Annotated in this window: 23 protein-coding genes; 12 read left to right on the forward strand and 11 right to left on the reverse strand. The window is 57.8% G+C overall.

Annotated features, from left to right (window positions below):
• Nucleotides 1-212 (forward strand): hypothetical protein (locus tag AC2FLO_RS14530; RefSeq protein ID WP_496754878.1); only part of this gene is annotated, 212 nt, incomplete at its 5' end.
• Here the strand turns inward: AC2FLO_RS14530 and AC2FLO_RS14535 are convergent.
• Both AC2FLO_RS14535 and AC2FLO_RS14540 read right to left on the reverse strand, forming a co-directional pair.
• Nucleotides 190-783: a hypothetical protein gene (locus tag AC2FLO_RS14535; protein WP_496754879.1), complete on the reverse strand. Its 594-nt coding sequence runs from the start codon at nucleotides 781-783 to the stop codon at nucleotides 190-192. The two genes, AC2FLO_RS14530 and AC2FLO_RS14535, sit on opposite strands and share 23 nt — an antisense overlap.
• Nucleotides 784-879: 96 nt before the next feature.
• Nucleotides 880-3228: a DNA topoisomerase IV subunit A gene (locus tag AC2FLO_RS14540; protein ID WP_267364212.1), complete on the reverse strand. Its 2349-nt coding sequence runs from the start codon at nucleotides 3226-3228 to the stop codon at nucleotides 880-882.
• Between the two features lie 201 nt (nucleotides 3229-3429).
• Here AC2FLO_RS14540 and AC2FLO_RS14545 point away from each other — a divergent pair, with 201 nt between their 5' ends.
• The 6 genes from AC2FLO_RS14545 to AC2FLO_RS14570 all read left to right on the forward strand — a co-directional run bounded on the left by AC2FLO_RS14545 (nucleotide 3430) and on the right by AC2FLO_RS14570 (nucleotide 7695).
• A complete protein-coding gene (locus AC2FLO_RS14545; protein ID WP_496754880.1) occupies nucleotides 3430-4059 on the forward strand; it encodes an SH3 domain-containing protein in 630 nt (209 codons plus the stop codon).
• A gap of 69 nt (nucleotides 4060-4128) precedes the next feature.
• The gene (locus AC2FLO_RS14550) at nucleotides 4129-4956 is read left to right on the forward strand and encodes an SDR family NAD(P)-dependent oxidoreductase (RefSeq protein ID WP_480589185.1); all 828 of its coding nucleotides are present in this window, start codon (nucleotides 4129-4131) and stop codon (nucleotides 4954-4956) included.
• Between the two features lie 76 nt (nucleotides 4957-5032).
• On the forward strand, nucleotides 5033-5236 hold the full coding sequence (locus AC2FLO_RS14555) for a twin transmembrane helix small protein (RefSeq protein ID WP_480473850.1): 204 nt from the start codon (nucleotides 5033-5035) through the stop codon (nucleotides 5234-5236).
• Nucleotides 5236-5808 (forward strand): cob(I)yrinic acid a,c-diamide adenosyltransferase, encoded by a 573-nt coding sequence (locus AC2FLO_RS14560; protein ID WP_267364209.1) that lies wholly within the window; start codon nucleotides 5236-5238, stop codon nucleotides 5806-5808. The genes AC2FLO_RS14555 and AC2FLO_RS14560 overlap by 1 nt, the downstream gene beginning before the upstream one ends.
• A gap of 199 nt (nucleotides 5809-6007) precedes the next feature.
• Entirely contained in the window at nucleotides 6008-6766 is a 759-nt protein-coding gene (locus AC2FLO_RS14565; RefSeq protein WP_267364208.1) for an electron transfer flavoprotein subunit beta/FixA family protein, read from the forward strand.
• Nucleotides 6766-7695 (forward strand): electron transfer flavoprotein subunit alpha/FixB family protein, encoded by a 930-nt coding sequence (locus AC2FLO_RS14570; protein WP_496754881.1) that lies wholly within the window; start codon nucleotides 6766-6768, stop codon nucleotides 7693-7695. The genes AC2FLO_RS14565 and AC2FLO_RS14570 overlap by 1 nt, the downstream gene beginning before the upstream one ends.
• Nucleotides 7696-7754: 59 nt before the next feature.
• On the opposite strand, the gene AC2FLO_RS14575 is transcribed toward AC2FLO_RS14570, so the two are convergent.
• Entirely contained in the window at nucleotides 7755-8558 is an 804-nt protein-coding gene (locus tag AC2FLO_RS14575) for a DUF6473 family protein (RefSeq protein WP_496754882.1), read from the reverse strand.
• A 165-nt stretch (nucleotides 8559-8723) separates the two neighbouring features.
• On the opposite strand from AC2FLO_RS14575, the gene AC2FLO_RS14580 reads away from it, so the two are divergent.
• Nucleotides 8724-9599 (forward strand): 3-hydroxybutyryl-CoA dehydrogenase, encoded by an 876-nt coding sequence (locus tag AC2FLO_RS14580; RefSeq protein ID WP_209506328.1) that lies wholly within the window; start codon nucleotides 8724-8726, stop codon nucleotides 9597-9599.
• 47 nt (nucleotides 9600-9646) lie between these two features.
• Here the strand turns inward: AC2FLO_RS14580 and AC2FLO_RS14585 are convergent, their stop codons facing one another.
• The 7 genes from AC2FLO_RS14585 to AC2FLO_RS14615 are packed head-to-tail and all read right to left on the reverse strand — an operon-like array spanning nucleotide 9647 to nucleotide 15068.
• Nucleotides 9647-10546, reverse strand: coding sequence for a lysophospholipid acyltransferase family protein (locus AC2FLO_RS14585; RefSeq protein ID WP_480588965.1), 900 nt, complete (start codon nucleotides 10544-10546; stop codon nucleotides 9647-9649).
• A 40-nt stretch (nucleotides 10547-10586) separates the two neighbouring features.
• Complete coding sequence (locus AC2FLO_RS14590) at nucleotides 10587-10856, reverse strand: HPr family phosphocarrier protein (protein WP_209506323.1); 270 nt, start codon at nucleotides 10854-10856, stop codon at nucleotides 10587-10589.
• Between the two features lie 16 nt (nucleotides 10857-10872).
• Entirely contained in the window at nucleotides 10873-11265 is a 393-nt protein-coding gene (locus AC2FLO_RS14595) for a PTS sugar transporter subunit IIA (protein ID WP_267364203.1), read from the reverse strand.
• Nucleotides 11262-12143: an RNase adapter RapZ gene (gene rapZ, locus AC2FLO_RS14600; RefSeq protein WP_480487121.1), complete on the reverse strand. Its 882-nt coding sequence runs from the start codon at nucleotides 12141-12143 to the stop codon at nucleotides 11262-11264. The genes AC2FLO_RS14595 and rapZ overlap by 4 nt, the downstream gene beginning before the upstream one ends.
• The gene (locus AC2FLO_RS14605) at nucleotides 12140-12610 is read right to left on the reverse strand and encodes an HPr kinase/phosphorylase (RefSeq protein ID WP_480588963.1); all 471 of its coding nucleotides are present in this window, start codon (nucleotides 12608-12610) and stop codon (nucleotides 12140-12142) included. The genes rapZ and AC2FLO_RS14605 overlap by 4 nt, the downstream gene beginning before the upstream one ends.
• 3 nt (nucleotides 12611-12613) lie before the next feature.
• A complete protein-coding gene (locus AC2FLO_RS14610) occupies nucleotides 12614-14332 on the reverse strand; it encodes an ATP-binding protein (protein WP_496754884.1) in 1719 nt (572 codons plus the stop codon).
• A 31-nt stretch (nucleotides 14333-14363) separates the two neighbouring features.
• On the reverse strand, nucleotides 14364-15068 hold the full coding sequence (locus AC2FLO_RS14615) for a response regulator transcription factor (RefSeq protein WP_267364197.1): 705 nt from the start codon (nucleotides 15066-15068) through the stop codon (nucleotides 14364-14366).
• A gap of 345 nt (nucleotides 15069-15413) precedes the next feature.
• Between AC2FLO_RS14615 and AC2FLO_RS14620 the strand changes: the two genes are divergently transcribed.
• From AC2FLO_RS14620 to AC2FLO_RS14630, 3 genes are all read left to right on the forward strand, one after another.
• Nucleotides 15414-17012, forward strand: coding sequence for a phosphoenolpyruvate carboxykinase (locus AC2FLO_RS14620; protein ID WP_267364196.1), 1599 nt, complete (start codon nucleotides 15414-15416; stop codon nucleotides 17010-17012).
• A 281-nt stretch (nucleotides 17013-17293) separates the two neighbouring features.
• Nucleotides 17294-17680 (forward strand): hypothetical protein, encoded by a 387-nt coding sequence (locus tag AC2FLO_RS14625; protein WP_496811711.1) that lies wholly within the window; start codon nucleotides 17294-17296, stop codon nucleotides 17678-17680.
• Nucleotides 17681-17713: 33 nt separating this feature from the next.
• The gene (locus AC2FLO_RS14630) at nucleotides 17714-18259 is read left to right on the forward strand and encodes a hypothetical protein (RefSeq protein WP_496754886.1); all 546 of its coding nucleotides are present in this window, start codon (nucleotides 17714-17716) and stop codon (nucleotides 18257-18259) included.
• A 4-nt stretch (nucleotides 18260-18263) separates the two neighbouring features.
• Here the strand turns inward: AC2FLO_RS14630 and AC2FLO_RS14635 are convergent, their stop codons facing one another.
• Nucleotides 18264-19028, reverse strand: a complete 765-nt coding sequence (locus AC2FLO_RS14635; protein WP_480483751.1) for a sulfite exporter TauE/SafE family protein — start codon at nucleotides 19026-19028, stop codon at nucleotides 18264-18266.
• Between the two features lie 144 nt (nucleotides 19029-19172).
• On the opposite strand from AC2FLO_RS14635, the gene AC2FLO_RS14640 reads away from it, so the two are divergent.
• Nucleotides 19173-20864 (forward strand): acyl-CoA dehydrogenase family protein, encoded by a 1692-nt coding sequence (locus AC2FLO_RS14640; protein WP_496811712.1) that lies wholly within the window; start codon nucleotides 19173-19175, stop codon nucleotides 20862-20864.
• Nucleotides 20865-20975 lie beyond the last annotated feature (111 nt).

Consider the following 20975-nt stretch of genomic DNA (forward strand, 5'->3'; position numbering starts at 1 on the left):
GTCTTGCCGTGGTCAACATGCCCAATCGTGCCGATGTTGACGTGCGGCTTATTACGCTCAAACTTTTCCTTTGCCATTCCTCAGGCGCCCTTTTGCGATTTGGGGGACCCTTGGTCCCGGGTTACTATCTGCGCGCGCGAGATATTTGGTTCAAAGGGGAAAATCAAGCACATCCTGAGGGAAATGCGCTTATCCCGCCGGATTTTGCGTAACCTCGGTGGAATCGAGGGGCTGGATCAGGTCTGGCCGTTTTTCGAACCAACCTTTGTCTTCATGTTCTTCAGCCAGCCACTCTTCGACCCGGTCGGCAATTTTCAATGACAGACCGGCCATTTGTTCCTCTTTGGTGCGCTCGTGCCCCGACCCTTTCAGCGCACTGCCTCCGGTCGTGTCTTCCAGCACCTGGAACTGCTTTCCCTTGGCCAGAAACTTTTCTTTCTTCACGTCATAGACGTTGACCAACACAATCGCGGTGCTTTTGGGATTGTAGATGATCGGGATTCCCGGAGGCGCCAGCATGTAGCCTTCCAGGCTGATCCCGATGTCGTATTCCTGCGTGCCTTTATAACGGCCCAGACGAATATCGACCGCATTCTGGATGGCCTTCGTCCATTCGTCGGGCGTTGCGTCGCGCGACACTGGCCCTTGCACGGCCTTGTCAGCGAAGGCGTAGTTGACCCGCAGCTTGAATTCCCCCAGTGACTCGGGCGGTTCATAAACCTGTGTCTGGGTGCAAGCGCCCATCAGGGCCAATCCGGTGATCAGGGTCAGAATGCGCAACATATCTCGTCTCGATAGGCCTGTTTTTCTTTGGTCTAGCGCACCGATACGGGTTGTGCCAAGCCGTATCGGTGGATTTCTACCGCAACCGGGGCCGGATCACGAAAACTTATAGTCCCGCGGGAAACCATAGGGCGCTTTTTTCCCTACGCTGGCGCGCTTGGACAGCCATTGGGACATATCTGCCTCATGCCGGGTCTTGTCGCCCCCCATGGACCATTTCAGGCCTTCCTCCCAGTTGAAGGTGGTGATGTCAGACAGACCGCCATCCAGCTCCAGCGTCCCCTGCCGCCCGCGTGCCATATTGTATTTTTGCAGGCGCACGCCCTTGCCGCGGGTCATTTCGGGCAATTCCTCGATCGGGAAGACAAGGAACTTGCCGTTCTGGGACACGATTGCAACGTGGTCGCCCTCGACCGGTATACAGATCACTGCTGTTTCGTTGTCCTTGACGTTCAGCACCTGCTTGCCGTTTCGCGTCTGCGCCAGCACGTCATCTTCGGGCACCATAAACCCGTTGCCCGCATCCGAAGCCACCAGCAGCTTGCGCCCCGGCTTGTGGATCAAGATATCGATGATCCGAGCCTCGTTCGGCAGGTCGACCATCAGGCGCAGGGGTTCGCCCATGCCCCGCCCGCCAGGCAGGTTGGCCGCGCTGACAGTATAGAACCGCCCGTTCGAAGCGAAGACCAGCAACCGGTCGGTCGTTTCCGCATGGAAGATAAAGCGCGGCCCGTCGCCATCCTTGAACTTCAATTCACGGGTCAGGTCGATATGACCGGTCATGGCGCGAATCCAGCCCATCTGAGAGCAAACGACCGTGATTGGTTCGCGGTCGATCATCGCCTCAAGCGGCACTTCTTCGACCTCGCCCGCTTCGGCGAACCGCGTGCGGCGTGCGCCGCCTTCGTAATCTTTGCCGAAGGTCTTTTTCGTCTCTTTCAACTGCTCGGCAATCCTGGCCCATTGCAGGCCTTCGTCGGCCAGCAGGTCTTCGAGGTTGGCGCGTTCCAGCATCAACTCATCACGTTCGCGGACCAGCTCCATCTCTTCCAGACGACGCAAGCTGCGCAGGCGCATGTTGAGAATCGCGTCAACCTGAACCTCGGACAACTCGCCCTCGCCCGGTTTGGGTGAGACATAGTCGGCCTCGCTGGTGGCGCGGATGTGGTCGATTCCCCAATCCTCACGCATAAGCGCGGCTTTGGGGTCGTCGTCATAGCGGATGATGTCGATCACACGGTCAAGGTTCAGGAAGGCAACGATAAAGCCCTCCAACACTTCCAGCCGGTGGTCGATCTTGGCCATGCGGTGACGCGAGCGGCGGATCAGCACCTCTTGCCGGTGATCAAGGAAAGCGCGCAGCACTTCCTTCATCGAGCAGACTTTGGGCGTCACCCCGTCAATCAGCACGTTCATGTTCAGGCTGAACCGCACCTCGAGGTCCGAGTTGCGATAAAGCATGCCCATCAGCACCTCAGGGTCCACATTCTTGGAGCGCGGCTCGAGGATCAGGCGGATGTCATCGGCGGATTCGTCGCGTACATCGGCAAGGATCGGGATTTTCTTGGTCTGGATCAGTTCGGCGATCTTCTCGATCAGCTTGGACTTCTGAACCTGATAGGGAATCTCGGTGACGATGATCTGCCATTGGCCGCGCCCCAGATCCTCAACCTCGTATTTGCAGCGCAGCCGGAACGAACCACGACCGGTGCGATAGGCTTGCGCGATGTTCTCGGGCGGCTCGACAATCACGCCTCCGGTTGGGAAGTCAGGGCCGGGCACGTAGTTCAACAGGGTGTCGTCGCGCGCGTCCGGCGTCTTGATCAGATGCAGACAAGCGTCGCAGAGTTCCGAGATGTTGTGCGGCGGGATATTCGTCGCCATCCCCACCGCGATACCACTTGCGCCATTGGCCAGCAGGTTCGGGAACTGTGCGGGCAGCACGACCGGTTCGGTCAGGGTGCCGTCGTAATTGTCGCGGAAATCAACGGCGTCTTCGTTCAACCCTTCCAGCAGCGCCTCTGCCACGATGGTCATCCGCGCTTCGGTATAGCGCGAGGCCGCCGGGTTATCGCCGTCGATATTGCCGAAATTCCCCTGCCCGTCGACCAGCGGATAGCGGACGTTGAAATCCTGTGCCAGACGCGCCATCGCGTCGTAAATCGCGGCGTCGCCGTGCGGGTGGTAGTTGCCCATCACGTCGCCGGAAATCTTGGCAGACTTCCGGAAACCTCCGGTCGCACTGAGTCGCAACTCTCTCATCGCGTAGAGGATTCGGCGGTGAACCGGCTTCAACCCGTCCCGCGCATCGGGCAGCGCCCGGTGCATGATGGTGGACAGCGCATAGGTCAGATACCGCTCACCAATCGCGCGGCGCAGCGGTTCCGCCACCTCGCCCCCACCTGTGGGGGCCTGCATGTTGGGGTCATCGATCGTATCGTTCATATATGATGTGATACGACGCAAGAGCGCCTTGGTAAAGCGAACAGCACATAAATTGTTGGGGAAAAGTCGTGCTTTTTGCAACAGGGGGAGACACCGTGTTGTTTTCCCCCATTTTTCGACTCGTCACCCAAAATATGCTAAGATCTCACCAATTGATTTGCTGCCTTTTGTTGATGTTACGATTGCCTTGGGGGAAGCGCCATGACGCGCCTGATACTTGTTACCTTTGCCGCGCTGGGCTGGACCTTTTACGTGATGAGCGGTGGCCCTGATTTTGAACCGCGCGGCGTGCGCCCTGCCAAACCGGAACGCGTGGCCGTAGTGGCCGAACCGGTTGCCCCGGTCGTTGAACTTGCACCTGTCGAAGATTTGGTCACCCGTGCCGCCGTCAAACCCGCACTGGTGGCTCCACCTGTTGCCGAGGCGGTAACCCAGTTGGGTGAGACCGAAACAAAGGCCCTCCTCTCGCAGGTCGCGGCTGGCCTGAAAGCCAATCCCTCGCTGTTTCAAGACGAAAGCGTGACCCTGACTCTGGCATCACTGGAACAGGGTGTGACCGCACTGGAGCAGGTGGTCACCGACGCCGAGTTGCCCGCAGTCGAACTGCCCTCGCCTGCCGAGGCCCAGACCGACATCCGCGAGATTTCGGGCACCCGGGTCAATCTGCGCGATGGCCCCGGCACGATCTATCCCATCATCGGCAAGGCCGCGCTTGGCCAAAGGGTCGAGGTCCTGAGCGATTCCGGCACCGGCTGGCTGCGCCTGCGCGTGTTGCCCGCGCAACAGGTTGGGTGGATTTCAGCATCACTTGTCCGGAAAACATCAAACTGACGCCCGGACGTCATTGCCCTGCTGCAAACCCCGCCCTAGCTTTTGGCGGAGTTCAGCTTCGGAAGGCACATGCAGAAATCGATTCTTATTACGGGATGCTCGTCGGGCATTGGGCTGGACGCAGCACACGGAATGCGTGCGCGAGGCTGGCGTGTGTTTGCATCCTGCCGACAGCAGCGCGACTGTGACCGCCTGCGCGCGCAAGGGTTTGAAAGCCCAAGAATCGACTATACCGACCGCGACAGCATTTCCTCGGGATTGTCATATGTACTTGAGGCAACGGACGGAACACTGGACGCACTGTTCAACAACGGCGCGCACGGGCTGCCCGGTGCGGTTGAAGACGTCCCGACAGACGCTCTGCGTCATATCTTTGAAACCAATGTCTTTGGATGGCACGAGCTGACCCGACAGGTTATTCCCGTCATGCGGGAACAGGGCCACGGCCGGATCGTGCAATGTTCCTCGGTACTTGGTCTTGTTGCCTTCCCCTGGCGCGGCGCATATGTCGCCACCAAATACGCCATCGAAGGGCTGACCGACACCTTGCGGCTGGAGTTGCGGGACACAGACATTCAGGTCGTGTTGATCGAGCCCGGCCCGATCACCTCAAAGCTCAGGGAAAAGGCAATCCCGGTGTTCGAAAAATACATCGACTGGGAGAACTCGGCCCTGCGGGAAAAATACGAAGGTTCGCTGCTGAAGCGACTATACGAAAACAGTGCGCCCGACCGGTTCGAACTGCCCGCCTCTGCTGTCACCGACAAGCTGGCCCATGCGGTCGAGGCGCGCCGCCCCAAACCACGCTACTATGTGACCACCCCGACATATGTCGCAGGGGTTCTGCGCCGGATTCTGCCCACAAAAGCCACGGATCGCATCCTTTCGGATATCTGAGACGTTATTTCCCGTTCGCTTTTCGTCACCTTGACGCTAGATGGGGATAATCGAAAAAACCGGACGGTGACTTTAAATGGACCCTTTAATGGTCATTCTGCTTCTGGCCATGGCGGCAGTTGTCGTTGTGTTAGCCCTGGGCATCGCGAATTTCGGCAAAGGCGGCATGGAAGCAGCTAAGAAAAGCAACAAGATGATGCGCCTGCGTATCCTCTTTCAGTTCATCGCCGTTATTTTGATCGTGCTATACGTCTATCTACGCGGGCAAGGGGTACAGTAATGGTTGTGCTCAACAAAATCTACACGCGCACCGGCGACGATGGCAAAACCGCTCTGGGCAATGGCGAGCGTGTGGCAAAGTATTCGGGCCGCGTTGCCGCCTACGGAACAGTGGACGAGCTGAATTCTTTTGTTGGCGTGGCCCGTACCGAGGCCGAAGGCGAAGTCGATGCCGCCTTGTCGCGGATTCAGAACGACCTGTTTGATCTTGGCGCCGATTTCTGCCGCCCTGAAATGGAGAAGGATGCCGAAGCGGACTATCCACCGCTGCGAATCGTATCCGCTCAGATCGACCGGCTGGAAGCCGAAATTGACATCATGAACGAAACACTGGAACCGCTGCGCAGCTTCATCCTGCCGGGCGGTTCGCGGCTGGCCGCGCATTTGCACGTGTGCCGCACCGTATCGCGTCGCGCCGAGCGGTTGGCGGTCGAGTTGACGAATATGGAACCGGTCAACGATGTGGCCGTCAAATACCTCAACCGGCTAAGTGACTGGTTTTTCGTCGCGGCCCGATGCGCAAATAACGATGGCAAGGACGACGTGCTGTGGGTTCCCGGCGCAAACCGTTGAATATTTCCCTGAAAATAAGCGCAATGCGGGCAACAATCTTGCGTGCCTCAAGGTAAAAAACTGCAAAACGCGACGTCCCGACGCGACGACGTGACGATTTTGCTCTGTTTTGCGGGTGCAGCAGACGTTATCAAGTCCGACGAGAGCATTGGTGGAGTCGCCTTCGCGGCTTGCCGTTTTTTGAGGAGAAAGCGCTACAATGAAGGTACTGGTACCTGTCAAACGCGTGATTGACTACAATGTGAAGGTCCGCGTGAAAGCGGACGGTAGCGGTGTTGATCTCGCCAATGTCAAAATGTCGATGAACCCGTTCGACGAGATTGCGGTTGAAGAGGCCATTCGCCTGAAAGAGGCTGGCAAGGCAGACGAAGTTGTTGCCGTTTCGATTGGTGTGAAGCAGGCGCAGGAGACGCTGCGGACCGCGCTGGCCATGGGGGCTGATCGGGCGATTCTGGTTGTTGCGACGGATGATGTGCATACCGATATCGAGCCGCTGGCGGTTGCCAAGATCCTGGCCAAAGTGGTCGAGGAAGAGCAGCCGGGCATCGTTCTGGCGGGCAAGCAGGCGATCGACAACGACATGAACGCCACCGGTCAGATGCTGTCGGCCCTGCTGGGCTGGTCGCAGGGCACCTTTGCCTCGGAACTGGATATCGAAGGCGACAGTGCCAAGATCACCCGCGAGGTGGATGGCGGGTTGCAGACCATCAGCGTCAAGATGCCGACCATCGTGACGGTTGACCTGCGCCTGAACGAGCCGCGCTATGCGTCGCTGCCCAACATCATGAAGGCGAAGAAAAAGCCGCTGGACGAGAAAACCGCCGCCGATTACGGCGTCGACGTCACGCCGCGCCTGGAAATTGTCAAGACCGAAGAACCGCCGGCACGGGCCGCTGGTATCATCGTTGGCTCGGTGGATGAGCTTGTTTCGAAACTCAAAGAAGCGGGGGCTGTGTAATGGCTGTACTTCTGCTTGCCGAAGTCAACAATGGCGAACTGGCGCTGGACGCCACCGCCAAGGCCGTCAACGCCGCCAGGGCGCTGGGTGACGTGACCGTTCTGGCCGCAGGTGGCTCGGCCGCCGCTGCCGGCGAGGCTGCCGCCAAGATCGACGGCGTGTCCAAGGTGCTGGTTGCCGAAGACACGTCGCTGGGTCATCGCCTGGCGGAATCGACCGCCGCGCTGATCGTGGGTCTGGCCGATGGGTACGAGCATATCGTGGCCCCCGCGACCACCGACGCCAAGAACGTGATGCCGCGCGTCGCGGCCCTGCTGGACGTTATGGTGATCTCGGATGCCTCGGGTGTGGTTGACGGCTCGACGTTTGAGCGCCCGATCTATGCGGGCAACGCGATCCAGACCGTGAAGTCGAACGACGCCAAGAAGGTCGTCACCATCCGCACCGCGTCCTTCGACGCGGCGGGGACCGGCGGCTCGGCTGCGGTCGAGACCATCTCGGTCGGCGACAATCCCGGCCTGTCGTCGTGGGTCGAAGACAAGGTGGCTGCAAGCGACCGTCCGGAACTGACCTCGGCTGGCGTTGTTGTCTCGGGCGGCCGTGGTGTCGGCTCGCAAGACGACTTCAAGCTGATCGAAGCTCTGGCTGACAAGCTGGGTGCCGCGGTTGGCGCATCGCGCGCCGCTGTGGACTCGGGCTATGCCCCGAACGACTGGCAGGTGGGTCAGACCGGCAAGGTTGTTGCCCCCGATCTTTATGTCGCCGTCGGCATCTCGGGCGCAATCCAGCACCTTGCGGGCATGAAGGATTCAAAGGTCATCGTAGCGATCAACAAGGACGAAGAAGCCCCGATCTTCCAGGTCGCCGACTTCGGACTGGTTGCCGACCTGTTCCAGGCAGTCCCTGAGCTGACCGAAAAGCTCGGCTGACCACAGCCCGGGATCTGAGCCCCACAATCACCAAAGGCCCGCAACCAAGCGGGCCTTTTTCAATTCAATCCCCTCAAAGCCACCTCAAGCTTCAAAGCAATCTCCCTATGCGCTGAGGGGCCAAGCATATGCTCGGCCACAGGCTGTTGCAGCGTCCCGAACAACACGTCCTCGATCTCGTCTGACAAGGAGGACACACTGACCGAGCATTCCACGACACTGACACATTGCGGTCGAACCTGTTCGATCATGTCAGCGTCGGGCAGGACAAGGTCGCGATGCCGGTCCTCCTGTCGCTGTATATGCAGCCAGAGAAGAACAACCCCCGGCTTGATCCGGCGTATCAGCTCGGATGTGTTGCGCAACCAAGTCTCTCGCAACTCCTGTGCCACAACCTCAAAGCGCGCGTCCTTTATGGCCCGCAACCGTTCCAGCAAATGCCTGACAAAGTGGATTTCCGTGAAATCGACCTCGGGATAAAGATCCAGCAGATCGCGCGAAGGTTCAAGAAACCGATCATTCCGACGCGGGTGCACGCGATAGAACCTGTTCGACTGGCAGGGCACGTCCAGCACTTGCAGCACACAACAGTCCGACCCGTTGACAAGGTTTAATACCCCCGGATCGGCAAGCAACGCGTCAGCCCCGCAAAAAAGGTTACCAAAATTGATACAAGGTTTCGGCAACCTTTTTGCAAGCAATGCCGGGTACGGATATTCCACGAACCGGCCAAACGTCTCTTCTCCACCCAGGCAGGCCACATAAGGCGTATCAAGATTTCCGGGCGGCGACCGAAACCACAGATTTGATCCTGCATATTGGCACGCGGCCTCTGTGCCGTTGCTTACACGATGAAAGCTCATACCAAGCCCCCCAAATTTTTCACCCAATTGCCAATTTGCGGCCTTAGGTATTGAGAATCTCCTAATGCGCGCATTTGAAGCAAAATTGACCGGTTCGATCCCCTTGCCGCCCGCCCCGGTCTGCCGATACTGTCCCGGTATCCTCCAGGGCAAAGGCAGCTGAACATGGAAGTTAAATCGGTCGGGGTGATTGGCGCGGGTCAGATGGGCAACGGCATTGCCCATGTTCTGGCTTTGGCGGAATACGATGTCTTGCTGAATGATGTCAGTCAGGATGCGTTGAACAGCGCAATGGCCACGATTGAAGGCAACATGGCGCGTCAGGCATCACGTGGCAAGATCACTGACGATGCGATGCAGGCGGCCCTGAAGCGTATTACAACCACCCTTGAATTGCCGCAGCTGGGACAGACCGATCTGGTGATCGAAGCCGCGACCGAGCGGGAAACGGTCAAACAGGCCATTTTCGAAGATCTGCAACCTCACCTTCTGCCGCATACGATCCTGACGTCGAATACGTCGTCCATTTCCATCACGCGTCTGGCCAGCCGCACGGACCGGCCCGAACGTTTCATGGGTTTCCACTTCATGAACCCGGTTCCAATCATGCAACTGGTGGAACTGATCCGCGGCATCGCAACGGATGAGGAAACCTTCAAAGCCTGCAAGGCGGTCGTGGACCGGCTGGGCAAAACGGCCGCCAGCGCCGAAGATTTCCCGGCTTTCATCGTTAACCGCATCCTGATGCCGATGATCAACGAAGCCGTTTATACGCTGTATGAAGGTGTCGGAAGCGTCCAATCCATCGACCAATCGATGAAGCTGGGTGCGAATCACCCCATGGGGCCGTTGGAACTGGCGGATTTCATCGGGCTGGACACATGTCTTGCCATCATGAACGTCTTGCATGATGGTCTGGCTGATACAAAGTATCGCCCCTGCCCGCTATTGACCAAATATGTCGAGGCCGGATGGCTGGGGCGCAAGACGCAGCGCGGTTTCTATGACTATCGCGGCGAGGTGCCGGTTCCGACACGTTAAGTAAACCGCCCGTGCCCGGTACGGTATCGGTTAGATGAAAACACGGGTCAGGACTTGCCTGACTTGCCCAGCGACAGTGTATGGTTTCTGAGCCAGGTCATGAAACCACGCGGGTCTTTCTCCAACTGTTCCATATCTTGATCCGAGATCGGATCGCCAATGACCGGCGATTGCGGTTTTTTGCACGAGCGGACGATTTCATGCAGCAACAAGCCTTGCCGCAGGATCGGCGACAGCTTGTTGGCGATCTGGTACCAGCGCGAGTTGCTGCCGGGAAAGAAAATCGGCACCACACGCGCGCCTGAACGGCGGATCATTTTTGCGGTGAACACATTCCACTCGCGCTCGACCGCAGGGCCAAACCAGTCATCCGAAGACATGACGACACCGGACGGGAACAGCGCCACGACACCGCCTTCCTTCAGATGGTCCATCGCCTTGCCACGCATTTCCAGCATCTTGGCCTGCGCTTCGGGGTCATGCGGAAACGGAACCGGGATCATGAAAGACGTCGCTGCCTCATCAAGACCCGTCAGGACCGAGCGGGTCAGAATGCGATAATCACTGCGGACCCGCCCGATCAACTCGGCCAGAATCATACCGTCCACCATTCCGTGAGGGTGGTTGGCAACGACAACGACGGGGCCGGTTTTTGGGATACGGGCAATCTGTTCTTGCGGTGTGGTCAGGTCAATCCCCATCACCTCAAGCGCGCCGCCCCAGAACCGCTGGCCCCGGTAAAATTCGTTCTTTTTCTCGAATTTGTTGACCATCCGCAGAATGGTCAGCTTGCCCGTGCACCATTCGATGGCGCGAATGGCCGTCGAAGTCCAGGCATCGTCGAACGAGTTCGCATAGGTCAGAGTTCTACGGTCGTAGATCTCGCCCTGATCTGCGGTCCCATCCACCACCGGGCGTGTCTTGGTCTCGTGCGTCGTTTCCGCCAATTCCTGGTCTTCCCGTTCTTCCTGTCCCGGCAAGGGCAGCTTAGAACCCCTCTCCGAACTTGTCGTTCACAAGCGCTTCCAGAGCTTCTGCCAATGCTTCAGCATCCGGTCCGGAGGTCTCGACGTCAATAGTTGTTCCGCGTGATGCTGCCAACATCAAAAGGCCCATAATACTGTCGCCTGACGCAGAAATTCCGTCCTTCGACACCTCGGCATGCGCGTCGAAACCTTCCACAACCTCGACCAGCTTCGCCGATGCGCGGGCATGCAGACCTTTTTCATTGATAATTTTCAGGCTTCGGGTGGTCATATTCATCAATCCGATTTTAGTCCAATGTCACATTTTGCGCATTGATGTATTTCCGTCCAGCTTCCATTGCCTGACGGACAGCATCACCAACGGGTAAGTGGCGGCTTTTGGCCAATTTAATGAGCATTGGCAGGTTTGCCCCATACAATATCCGCCGATCCTGAGGGGCGCAGGCCCGCAGGCTGAGATTTGAAGGGCTGCCGCCGAACAGGTCGGTTACAACGACAACACCGTCGCCCATATCCACTGCGTCAGCCGCACGACAGATTTCCGCCTGTTTTTCATCCCTGTCGTGGTCAGGTTCGATCGCAATGGCCACAAGGCCGGGCTGCGGCCCGACCACATGCTGTGTGGCGGCCAGGTATTCCTGGGCCAAACCGCCATGCGCAACGATCACAATTCCGATCAATCCGACCTCACATTCAACGACCGACGTTCCATCTCGCGATGCCTAATTGCCACCTGCTGCCCGTCCTCTGCAAGGGCCTTTGCAACGGCTTCCGCCATTGCGACGGATCTGTGTTGCCCACCCGTGCATCCGAAAGCCACCGACAGATGTGCTTTTCCTTCGGCCCGAAAGGCCGGCAGCAACAAGGTTAGCAAATCCATCACCCGTCCAAGAAAGGGTTCGTAATTCTTATCCGATTGGACATAGCGCGCAACGTCCGAGTGCCGCCCATCCGCCGCCCGCAACTCGGGGCGCCAATAGGGGTTCGCCAGAAACCGGCAATCAAAGACCATGTCCAGCCCACGCGGAAGGCCCCGCTTGTACGAAAACGACTCGATTGAAACTGCCAGATGTCGCCCCCCCTGGGGCGCAAACCAGTTTTCAACTTCTTCCCGTAACTGGTGCACGTTCAGTTGGCTTGTATCGATCAGGGTATCTGCAATCTCGCGTATGGGGGCCAGCAGCTCTTTTTCGCGCTGAACACCGGTCTCAGGGCTGGCATCTTTGGCGACGGGATGCCGCCTGCGGGTTTCAGAAAACCGGCGCACCAATACGTCATCACTGCAATCCAGATACAGAACGGTCAAATCCACCCGCGCCATGCGGCCCAGGCTTTCGGCCAGTTCGATAAACCCGATTGTCGAGAAATCGCGATTTCGGGCGTCAATGCCAAGCGCCATTGGGCGGTCGCTGTCCGCGCTGTCCAGCAGGCGCAGCAGCAGGCCCATCGGCAGATTGTCGATGGCCTCAAAACCCAAGTCTTCCAGTACATGAATGGCTGTGGATCTTCCGGCCCCTGATGGGCCTGTTACCAGAACGATCCGCCGTTGCTCAGTCATTTGTTCGGCCATTCCGGGTGTACACGCCCATTCTTCAGAAGCTGCATCAACGCTGCGGCCAAGTTGGGCACGCCCGCCCCGTGAAGCAAGGGAACAGTTTGCCCCAGCAGCACGATTGTCGCCTCGGCAGGTAACCTCTGTGGCTCATTTTGATCCAGATCCACAACATAGTCCAACGGGACCGGTCCGAATACATCCGCTTTGATCAAACCAATGTGACGGGCCTCGATCAAACCCTGTATCTGCGGCACGGCGGCGGCAATGACCTGATGGTCCCGCCTTGACAGTTCGACCCGATCATCCGCGACAAGACCCGCCCCATAGCCCATCATCTGCAATGCCAATGCTGATTTGCCCGCGCCCGAGGCACCGACGATTAACAGCCCGCGCCCGGCAACTGTTACGCATGAGGCATGAACACAAGCGCTGTCCCGGTCTTTGGCGTCTGACAGAGAACCTGCTTGCATGAGTTATACAGGTAACCCCACCACAAAACGCGCGCCTAGCGGGTCTGACGTAATATCCGCTTCGGTCGGGCGGATATTCTCAGCCCAGATTACGCCGCCATGGGCTTCGACAATCTGTTTCGAGATGGCCAGACCGAGCCCCGAATTGTTGCCAAAATGCTCAGGTGGGCGTTGCGAATAGAAGCGCTTGAACACTTTGGTCAAGGCCTGTTCCGGAATACCCGGCCCGGTGTCTTCGACCACGACTAGAACACGATTGTCTCGCTGACGTACCCAGACGCGGATGGCGTCACTTTCTTCACAGAAGGAAATGGCATTGGTGATCAGATTGACGAATACCTGCGCCAGCCGTGCCTCAAGCCCGTTAATGACAATCGGTTCGGATGGCAGATCGGTGATATAGTCAATCCCCTTGGATCGCGCGTCCTCACCCAGATATTGACCAATATTGCCAATCAGCTTGAGTAGATCAAAGGGCTGCTCTTCTTCCTTAACCAGTTCCGCATCAAGACGTGACGCGTTCGAGATGTCGCTGACCAGCCGGTCCAGGCGCCGAACGTCATGTTCGATTACACCCAGCAGCTTGTCGCGCTGATCTTCGCGCTTGACCATGCGAAGCGTGCCAACAGCGGATTGCAGGCTGGCCAAGGGGTTCTTGATTTCGTGGGCGACATCAGCGGCGAACTGTTCGTTTGCGTCGATCCGATTATACAGAGCAGTCACCATGCCCCGTAAAGCGCGGCTGAGGCGACCAATTTCATCCGGACGGGCGCTTAGATCAGGGATGCGAATGCGCCCCGGATTAACCCCTGTGCCTCGGTCCTTACCCATTTCCGCCGCTGCGGCCAGATCTGCCAGCGGGTTGGCGATGGTCGAAGCCAGCACAAGGCTCAGGCCCACCGAAACCAGCAAAGCCACCACGAACATTTGCAGAATTCGCTCCTGCTCGCGGCGGGCCAATGCGTCGATCTCACCAGCGGGGCCTGTGATTGCAACAGCTCCGGCTGGGGTATCTTCGTAGAGGATCGGCGCAGCGGCCACGATCACGGTCTCACCTGCGGCGTCCTGAACAGCCTGAACCTGACTTTGGCCTGCCAGCGCCTGCGGGATTATTCCCTGCACCCGTTGTGCCAGCGTCGGTGCCTCAACCTCGGTCGACCAGTTGAGAAGGTTCGACACACCGATCCACACCGCATTCAACGTGTCGCTGATCACTGTGCTGCCGGTTTGCACCTCGGAACTGGTTTGCAGAAGAACCGGCATGGCCGACACTTGCGGGGCACCGCGTGTCCAGCCAATCAGGGTGCCACTGGCGTCATAGACAAAGACTTCCCCGCCTTCAGGAAGTGTCAAACCTGACAGCGTATCTCTGACGTCGAGGTTGCCAGCATCCTGCGCGGTGTGTTGCGCACCCTGGCGCAGCTGGGTTTCAAAGACGTTGCTGACCAGCTGCGCATCGCCAAGCAGATTGCGCGCCGTCTGCTGAACCGTCTCTTTCCGCGAATCGTCCAGATACAGCAATCCTGTAACCAGGATCACCAGCGCGATCAGGTTAAAGGTGATGATCTTGCGCGCCAAAGGCGAGCCTCGCAGAGAAAACAGGTTTCTCTGGGACCGCTTTTCCCTCAGTTCCGCTGACTCGGTATCGTCGGGAATGACCCAGTCATCCCCGAGTACGACGTCACCGTCACGTAGTTCGCTGGCTGCTTCGGTGTCGCGCACGAGAGCCCATTACCCCTTGCTGGCGTGGCGCCTATTCTTCGTTGTACCGATAACCGATACCATAAAGGGTTTCGATCGCCGAAAACTCGGGATCAGCCGCGCGCATCTTCTTGCGCAGACGCTTGATGTGGCTGTCGATCGTCCGGTCATCCACATAAACCTGATCATCATAGGCCACATCCATCAGCTGGTCGCGGCTTTTGACGAAACCCGGACGCTGGGCAAGTGCCTGAAGAAGCAGGAATTCGGTCACGGTCAGGGATACATCATTCCCTTTCCAGCTGACCGCATGGCGCAGCGGGTCCATCCGCAAGTCGCCGCGTTCCATAACCTTTGTGTCGTTGCTATTGGCCGCAATCGCGTCGCCGCTTGTTGCTTCTTGCCGACGCAGCAGGGCGCGGATGCGCTCAACCAGCAACCGTTGCGAGAAGGGCTTTTTCACATAGTCATCCGCGCCCATGCGTAGACCTAGAACCTCGTCGATTTCATCATCTTTCGAGGTCAGAAAGATCACCGGCATCTGCGTTTTCTGACGCAGCCGCTGCAGCAGATCCATGCCATCCATTCGCGGCATCTTTATATCGAGTACGGCCATATCAGGCAGCTTTTTGTTGAACGCATCCAACGCGGCCTGGCCATCATTATAAGTTTCAACCTCGAAACCTTCGGCTTCGAGTGTCATGGATACAGACGTCAGAATGTTTCTATCGTCATCCACAAGTGCAATCTTTGACATCGGGCTCACCCCTATTCCTGCTCACTCGCGCAATAATTCGCTTATTTGTAAGGCATTGTTGGCGGTTTTAAGACGCCGAATCAATCCGTAACTGCGAATCGTGCCTTTGTTGCGGCAGGTCTGCGGCAAATTTGCCTTTATGCCCGCAAAAATATGCCCAGTTCTCAGTCATTGAATTTGTGATGGCGCTAAACCCGAACTTGGTTGCGCTAACTGCGTCAAACCCGCCTGTTCATGTCCTGAACGACCGTGGTAAGACGCGCCCAACCGCCGGTTTTCCCGGTACACTGCCCCAAAGGCGCCTCAGGGCCCAAAGCCCCCGCGCCGCCACAGGAGAAAATACACATGACATCTGGACGGGTTAACCCGCAATTCCGCCTCGAGGATCAGGGCATCGAGGGTCTGGGCAATGTCTATTATAACTTCATGGAACCGGCGCTGATCGAAGAAGCGCTGAAGCGCGGCGAAGGTACACTTGGGAATGGCGGTGCCTTTCTGGTCACCACTGGCAAGTTCACCGGTCGCTCGCCCAAGGACAAGCACGTCGTCAAAACCAGCAGCGTGGCTGACACTATCTGGTGGGAAAACAATGCCGAGATGACCCCCGAGGGATTTGACGCCCTCTACCAAGACATGCTGGCCCATATGAAAGGCCGTGACTATTTCGTGCAGGATCTCGTCGGCGGTGCCGATCCGACCTACGCGATCAACGTGCGCATGGTGACCGAGCTTGCCTGGCACAACCTATTCATCCGTCACCTGCTGCGCCGCCCGGATCGCGAGGATCTGGACGAGTTCACCGCGGACTTCACCATCATCAACTGCCCCAGCTTTCAGGCTGACCCGGCCAAACATAACTGCCGCAGCGAGACGGTTATTGCGCTGAACTTCGACCGCAAGCTGATTCTGATCGGCGGCACCGAATATGCGGGCGAGAACAAAAAATCCGTATTCACCCTGCTGAACTACATGCTGCCAGAAAAAGGCGTGATGCCGATGCACTGCTCGGCCAACCATGCTGTCGGAAACGCGGTCGATACCGCCGTGTTCTTTGGTCTGTCCGGTACCGGCAAGACAACCCTGTCCGCCGATCCGTCGCGCACGCTGATCGGAGATGACGAGCACGGCTGGTCGGATCGGGGCACCTTCAACTTCGAAGGCGGCTGCTATGCCAAGACCATCAACCTGAACGCCGAAGCCGAGCCGGAAATTTATGCGACCACCTCGAAATTCGGCACCGTGATCGAAAACATGGTCTTTGACCCCGAGACCAAGGAACTGGATTTCGACGACGACTCGCTGACCGCGAACATGCGTTGCGCCTATCCGCTTGAATATATCTCGAACGCCTCGAAAAGCGCGCTGGGTGGTCATCCGAAGAACATCATCATGCTGACCTGCGATGCCTTTGGTGTACTGCCTCCGATCGCGCGGCTGACGCCTGCACAGGCAATGTATCACTTCCTGTCGGGCTTCACGTCAAAGGTGGCCGGGACCGAGCGTGGCGTAACCGAACCGCAGCCCACCTTCTCGACCTGCTTCGGTGCGCCGTTCATGCCGCGTCGCCCGGAAGTCTACGGAAACCTGCTGCGCGACAAGATCGCCCAGCACGGCGCGACCTGCTGGCTGGTCAATACAGGTTGGACCGGTGGCGCCTATGGTGTCGGCAGCCGGATGCCGATCAAGGCCACCCGCGCCCTGCTGACCGCAGCGCTGGATGGTTCACTGCGCGACGCCGAATTCCGCAAGGACGCCAATTTCGGCTTTGACGTTCCCGTCTCTGTCCCAGGCGTCCCCGAAGTTCTGCTTGACCCGCGTCGGACCTGGGATGATCAGGCCGCATTCGACAAGCAGGCTGAGAAACTGGTGCAGATGTTCGCCGAGAACTTTGAGCAGTATCTGCCGTTCATTGACGACGACATCAAAGCCGTCGCAATCGGATAAACGAAAAAGGGGCCGCTGGGCCCCTTTCTTTTTGCCGATCCGCAGCTTTTTTAGCTGTCCGCCGAATACTCATCTTATAGCTGTATGTCGTTAAAAGCACATACAAGTGCGTTGTTTCAAAGTGCGATCTGCGCTAGGCATATTTACTGTTGAGACGAAAAAGCCCGGCACATTCGCGCCGGGCACTGACTGAAAGGACTTTATGGAAGCTCATATGCGCACACTCACAACGCTGGATTGAGCAACCTAATCAGGCTTCTAGTCTAAGTAAACGGGGATGAGTGTCAACATGGGACTGGCTGGTTAGTATTGCGATCAGCGTGGTTCAAATGGTCGCGGACAGGCGGCGGTTGGCACAGAAAACTACAGGTAACACCATGACGGAAATCTCGAAACTCACCGAACTACGCAAATTGATGCAAAGCATGGAGCGGACGCTTGGGCTGGAAAAACTATCTCCGGTTGAGCGCGACATCTATTACGCCGCGGAAGAGCTTTCAAAATCCACTCAGGAAGTGCGTACGTTTGGTTTGATCGAGCATACTTTGGTCCAAAGCATTTCACGCCCAACTTTTTTCCGCGCGCTGAAATCGCTGGTCGAAAAAGGCTATCTTTCGCAAAGCGGCAGCGCCAACCGCGGGCGGTACATCGTTCATGCCCCCAGATGACGCGCCCCGTGCGCGCACGGTGATGTGATCGCAATGCGCGGCTGGGCGACTGACACCCTTGCGGCTTCACTGGCTTATGTGCTGGCGTCGATACTGACCTTCGCCGTGCTGATGCCAATGCAGAACATGTTTTTTCCAGAATACCCAAGCCGGGCGAGCCTGCTGTTTTTGCCGCATGGCGTGCGGGTTCTGTCGGCCTGGTTGCTGGGGTGGCGCGCAGTATTTGCGTTGCTGCCGGGTGTGTTCATCGTCTTTGCTTATCTGGCGGGAACGGATGTTTTCCTGCCCACCCGCCTGCTGGCAATTGCTGTCGCGGTTCTGACAGTTCCTGCGGTTTTCTATCTGCTCAAGGCTGTCGGATGGGACCTGTTCCCCAACCCGAACCGCAAACCCTGCTGGATTTGCGTTATGGGCGTGGGCATAGCCACATCCATTCTGGTCTCTGGCCTGACCAATCTGGTCTTTGGCAGTGCAACGGTTGAGTACATCGCGTTCCTTATCGGCGACATCTCGGGCCTGTTCTTTCTGATGCTGGGTCTCTACTTCGCGTTCCGGTTTGCAGACAGGCGACCGGGCTAGCACCTCAGCCCATCAGGCCACGCCGCAGCAGGTTCAATCCCGCTACCAGTAAAACGAACAGCGTCGCCTTGCGAAAGCTGGCCTGATCGATGCGATCCTGCAATTTCAAACCAACCCACATGCCAAGCATGGCAGGAAAGATCAGTATTACTGAAAACGGAACCGTTTGCACCCGCAGAAAACCGGACCAGACATGCGCGGCCAGTAACATGACCGCCCCCAATCCATAGATGACGCCCTGAATTCGGATCTGCTCGGCCTTCGGGGTATTCAAAGCCGTCAGATAAGCAACTGTGGGGGGACCCCAGATGCCCGACATGCCACCCACGAACCCGGCGACGCCGCCAACAATAGCCTCAACACCGGTTGATGGATGATGTAGTACCAGCCTGACGCCCAGAACCTGCACAAGGGCGAAGAAGGACACGAATGCGCCGATCAGCAGCAGGAAGACCGAACCGGGCACCAGCGTAACCAGCTGTGCGCTCAGTACCAGAAAAATACCGCCAACGACCAGGAACACCCGAAATCGTCGAATAGAGCTGAGTGCGGCGCTGGCGCCCCCGCGAAAAGCCTGAACGCCGTTGGTGACAAGGGTCGGCAGAATAAGCCCTGCTAGGGTCAGATCCGGTGGCAGAAACGAATTCAGGCCAGATACAAACACCATGGGCATGGCAAATCCAACCATGCCCTTGACCCATCCGGCGGCAAAGGCGACGGCGATGGCAAGTAACAGCTCTTGCGGCGACAGAAGGGAAAACAGGTCCATGCCTTCTAGATATCATCTGGATTTTCTTCTGCATTGCAAAAATGATAAGGTAATTTTTGAACTTTCTAGCAGCAAATTGAGTATTTTTGTTGCGCTGCACGTGCAGCATGATATGACCAGACGACCGAGGAAAGGACGCGATTCATGGCCCATGACGGACAGGATATGACCCAAATGACAACTGATGCAGTTTTGCCCGATCTTCTGGATTTAACGCGGGCCGCCGTGCCTGCTGTGGACGCCGTTTTTGAAAAAGCCCGCGCATCCGTGCGTGGCATGGTGACTGCTGAGGGCCGGGTCTCTGGCGTTTTGATCGAAGCAAATCAGACCGCCGCGCATGGTCTGGCCTGGCTGGCGACATATTCGCAGTCGCTGCAACAGATGCAGCGCTGGGCAGAAGCGCTGCAAGCCGATGGTAAATTTGGCGAGATCGAGCAGTTGCTGCACCAGATAGCCTTTGGCGAATATCTGCACCAGGTCGCGGGCGGTATTCCGATGAACCAAGGCGAGGTGGTGCGTCTTCAGGATATGGGGCTTGGCTGGGACGCGCTGTCGGGCTTTCAGTCGACCGAAGTGCAGACCCTGATGGCACGGGCCAATTCTCAGGCCGCACGTAGCCGTCTGGTTGCGCTGATGCAGGATCAGGCCGGAGCTCCGATGTTCGGCGCGTCCGGTCTGGATGAAGAGCTTGAGATGATCCGGGACCAGTTCCGCCGCTACGCGCAGGAAAAGGTCGAACCAAACGCGCATGACTGGCACCTGAAGGATGAACTGATTCCGCTGGAAATCATTGAAGAACTGGCGGAAATGGGCGTTTTTGGTCTGACCATCCCCGAGGAGTTCGGTGGGTTTGGCCTGTCCAAAGCGTCGATGTGCGTGGTGTCCGAGGAACTGTCGCGTGGCTATATCGGCGTGGGTTCGCTGGGTACCCGATCCGAGATTGCGGCCGAGTTGATCATCGCGGGCGGCACCGACGCGCAAAAGGCACAGTGGTTGCCAAAGATTGCCAGTGCCGAGATCCTGCCGACCGCCGTTTTCACGGAACCTAACACCGGTTCAGACCTTGGCAGCCTGCGCACGCGCGCGGTCAAGGACGCGAATGGCGATTACAAGATAACCGGCAACAAGACCTGGATCACCCACGCCGCGCGAACCCATGTGATGACCCTGCTGGCGCGGACAAACCCCGACAGCACCGACCACCGCGGCCTGTCCATGTTCCTGGCGGAAAAGACACCGGGCACAGACGAGAACCCCTTCCCAACCCCCGGCATGACCGGTGGCGAGATCGAGGTTCTGGGCTATCGCGGTATGAAGGAATACGAGCTGGGTTTTGACGGCTTCCACGTCAAGGGTGAGAACCTGCTGGGCGGAGAAGAAGGCAAAGGTTTCAAACAGTTGATGGAAACCTTCGAAAGTGCGCGCATCCAGACTGCCGCCCGCGCCATCGGCGTGGCACAGTGTGCGCTGGACATCGCCATGCAATATGCGATCGACCGCAAGCAGTTCGGAAAATCCCTGATCAACTTCCCGCGCGTGTCCGGCAAACTGGCGATGATAGCGGTCGAAATCATGATCGCGCGTCAGCTGACCTATTTCAGCGCATGGGAAAAAGATCACGGCCAGCGCTGTGACCTTGAGGCCGGTATGGCCAAGCTGCTTGGTGCGCGTGTGGCCTGGGCTGCGGCGGATAACGGGTTGCAGATTCATGGCGGCAACGGCTTCGCGCTGGAATACAAGATCAGCCGCGTTCTGTGTGACGCGCGTATCCTTAACATTTTCGAAGGGGCGGCCGAAATTCAGGCACAGGTCATCGCACGACGTCTGCTCGGGTGACCCATTTCGGCAGTCCTGTTTCCCCGACTGGCCCGGCGCTTGCGCCGGGTCTTTTTCCTGTTTTGTACAATCTGTACGCGGTCCGAACCATGCAGAGTACGTTTTGTACAA

Source organism: Ruegeria sp. TASC047 (assembly GCF_059612445.1).

Bases quoted from the DNA above. Each gene is read 5' to 3' on its own strand.
- AC2FLO_RS14535 (WP_496754879.1), bottom strand. From the start codon at position 783: ATGTTGCGCATTCTGACCCTGATCACCGGATTGGCCCTGATGGGCGCT.
- AC2FLO_RS14540 (WP_267364212.1), bottom strand. From the start codon at position 3,228: ATGAACGATACGATCGATGACCCCAACATGCAGGCCCCCACAGGTGGG.
- AC2FLO_RS14545 (WP_496754880.1), top strand. From the start codon at position 3,430: ATGACGCGCCTGATACTTGTTACCTTTGCCGCGCTGGGCTGGACCTTT.
- AC2FLO_RS14550 (WP_480589185.1), top strand. From the start codon at position 4,129: ATGCAGAAATCGATTCTTATTACGGGATGCTCGTCGGGCATTGGGCTG.
- AC2FLO_RS14555 (WP_480473850.1), top strand. From the start codon at position 5,033: ATGGACCCTTTAATGGTCATTCTGCTTCTGGCCATGGCGGCAGTTGTC.
- AC2FLO_RS14560 (WP_267364209.1), top strand. From the start codon at position 5,236: ATGGTTGTGCTCAACAAAATCTACACGCGCACCGGCGACGATGGCAAA.
- AC2FLO_RS14565 (WP_267364208.1), top strand. From the start codon at position 6,008: ATGAAGGTACTGGTACCTGTCAAACGCGTGATTGACTACAATGTGAAG.
- AC2FLO_RS14570 (WP_496754881.1), top strand. From the start codon at position 6,766: ATGGCTGTACTTCTGCTTGCCGAAGTCAACAATGGCGAACTGGCGCTG.
- AC2FLO_RS14575 (WP_496754882.1), bottom strand. From the start codon at position 8,558: ATGAGCTTTCATCGTGTAAGCAACGGCACAGAGGCCGCGTGCCAATAT.
- AC2FLO_RS14580 (WP_209506328.1), top strand. From the start codon at position 8,724: ATGGAAGTTAAATCGGTCGGGGTGATTGGCGCGGGTCAGATGGGCAAC.
- AC2FLO_RS14590 (WP_209506323.1), bottom strand. From the start codon at position 10,856: ATGACCACCCGAAGCCTGAAAATTATCAATGAAAAAGGTCTGCATGCC.
- rapZ (WP_480487121.1), bottom strand. From the start codon at position 12,143: ATGACTGAGCAACGGCGGATCGTTCTGGTAACAGGCCCATCAGGGGCC.
- AC2FLO_RS14605 (WP_480588963.1), bottom strand. From the start codon at position 12,610: ATGCAAGCAGGTTCTCTGTCAGACGCCAAAGACCGGGACAGCGCTTGT.
- AC2FLO_RS14615 (WP_267364197.1), bottom strand. From the start codon at position 15,068: ATGTCAAAGATTGCACTTGTGGATGACGATAGAAACATTCTGACGTCT.
- AC2FLO_RS14620 (WP_267364196.1), top strand. From the start codon at position 15,414: ATGACATCTGGACGGGTTAACCCGCAATTCCGCCTCGAGGATCAGGGC.
- AC2FLO_RS14630 (WP_496754886.1), top strand. From the start codon at position 17,714: ATGCGCGGCTGGGCGACTGACACCCTTGCGGCTTCACTGGCTTATGTG.
- AC2FLO_RS14635 (WP_480483751.1), bottom strand. From the start codon at position 19,028: ATGGACCTGTTTTCCCTTCTGTCGCCGCAAGAGCTGTTACTTGCCATC.
- AC2FLO_RS14640 (WP_496811712.1), top strand. From the start codon at position 19,173: ATGGCCCATGACGGACAGGATATGACCCAAATGACAACTGATGCAGTT.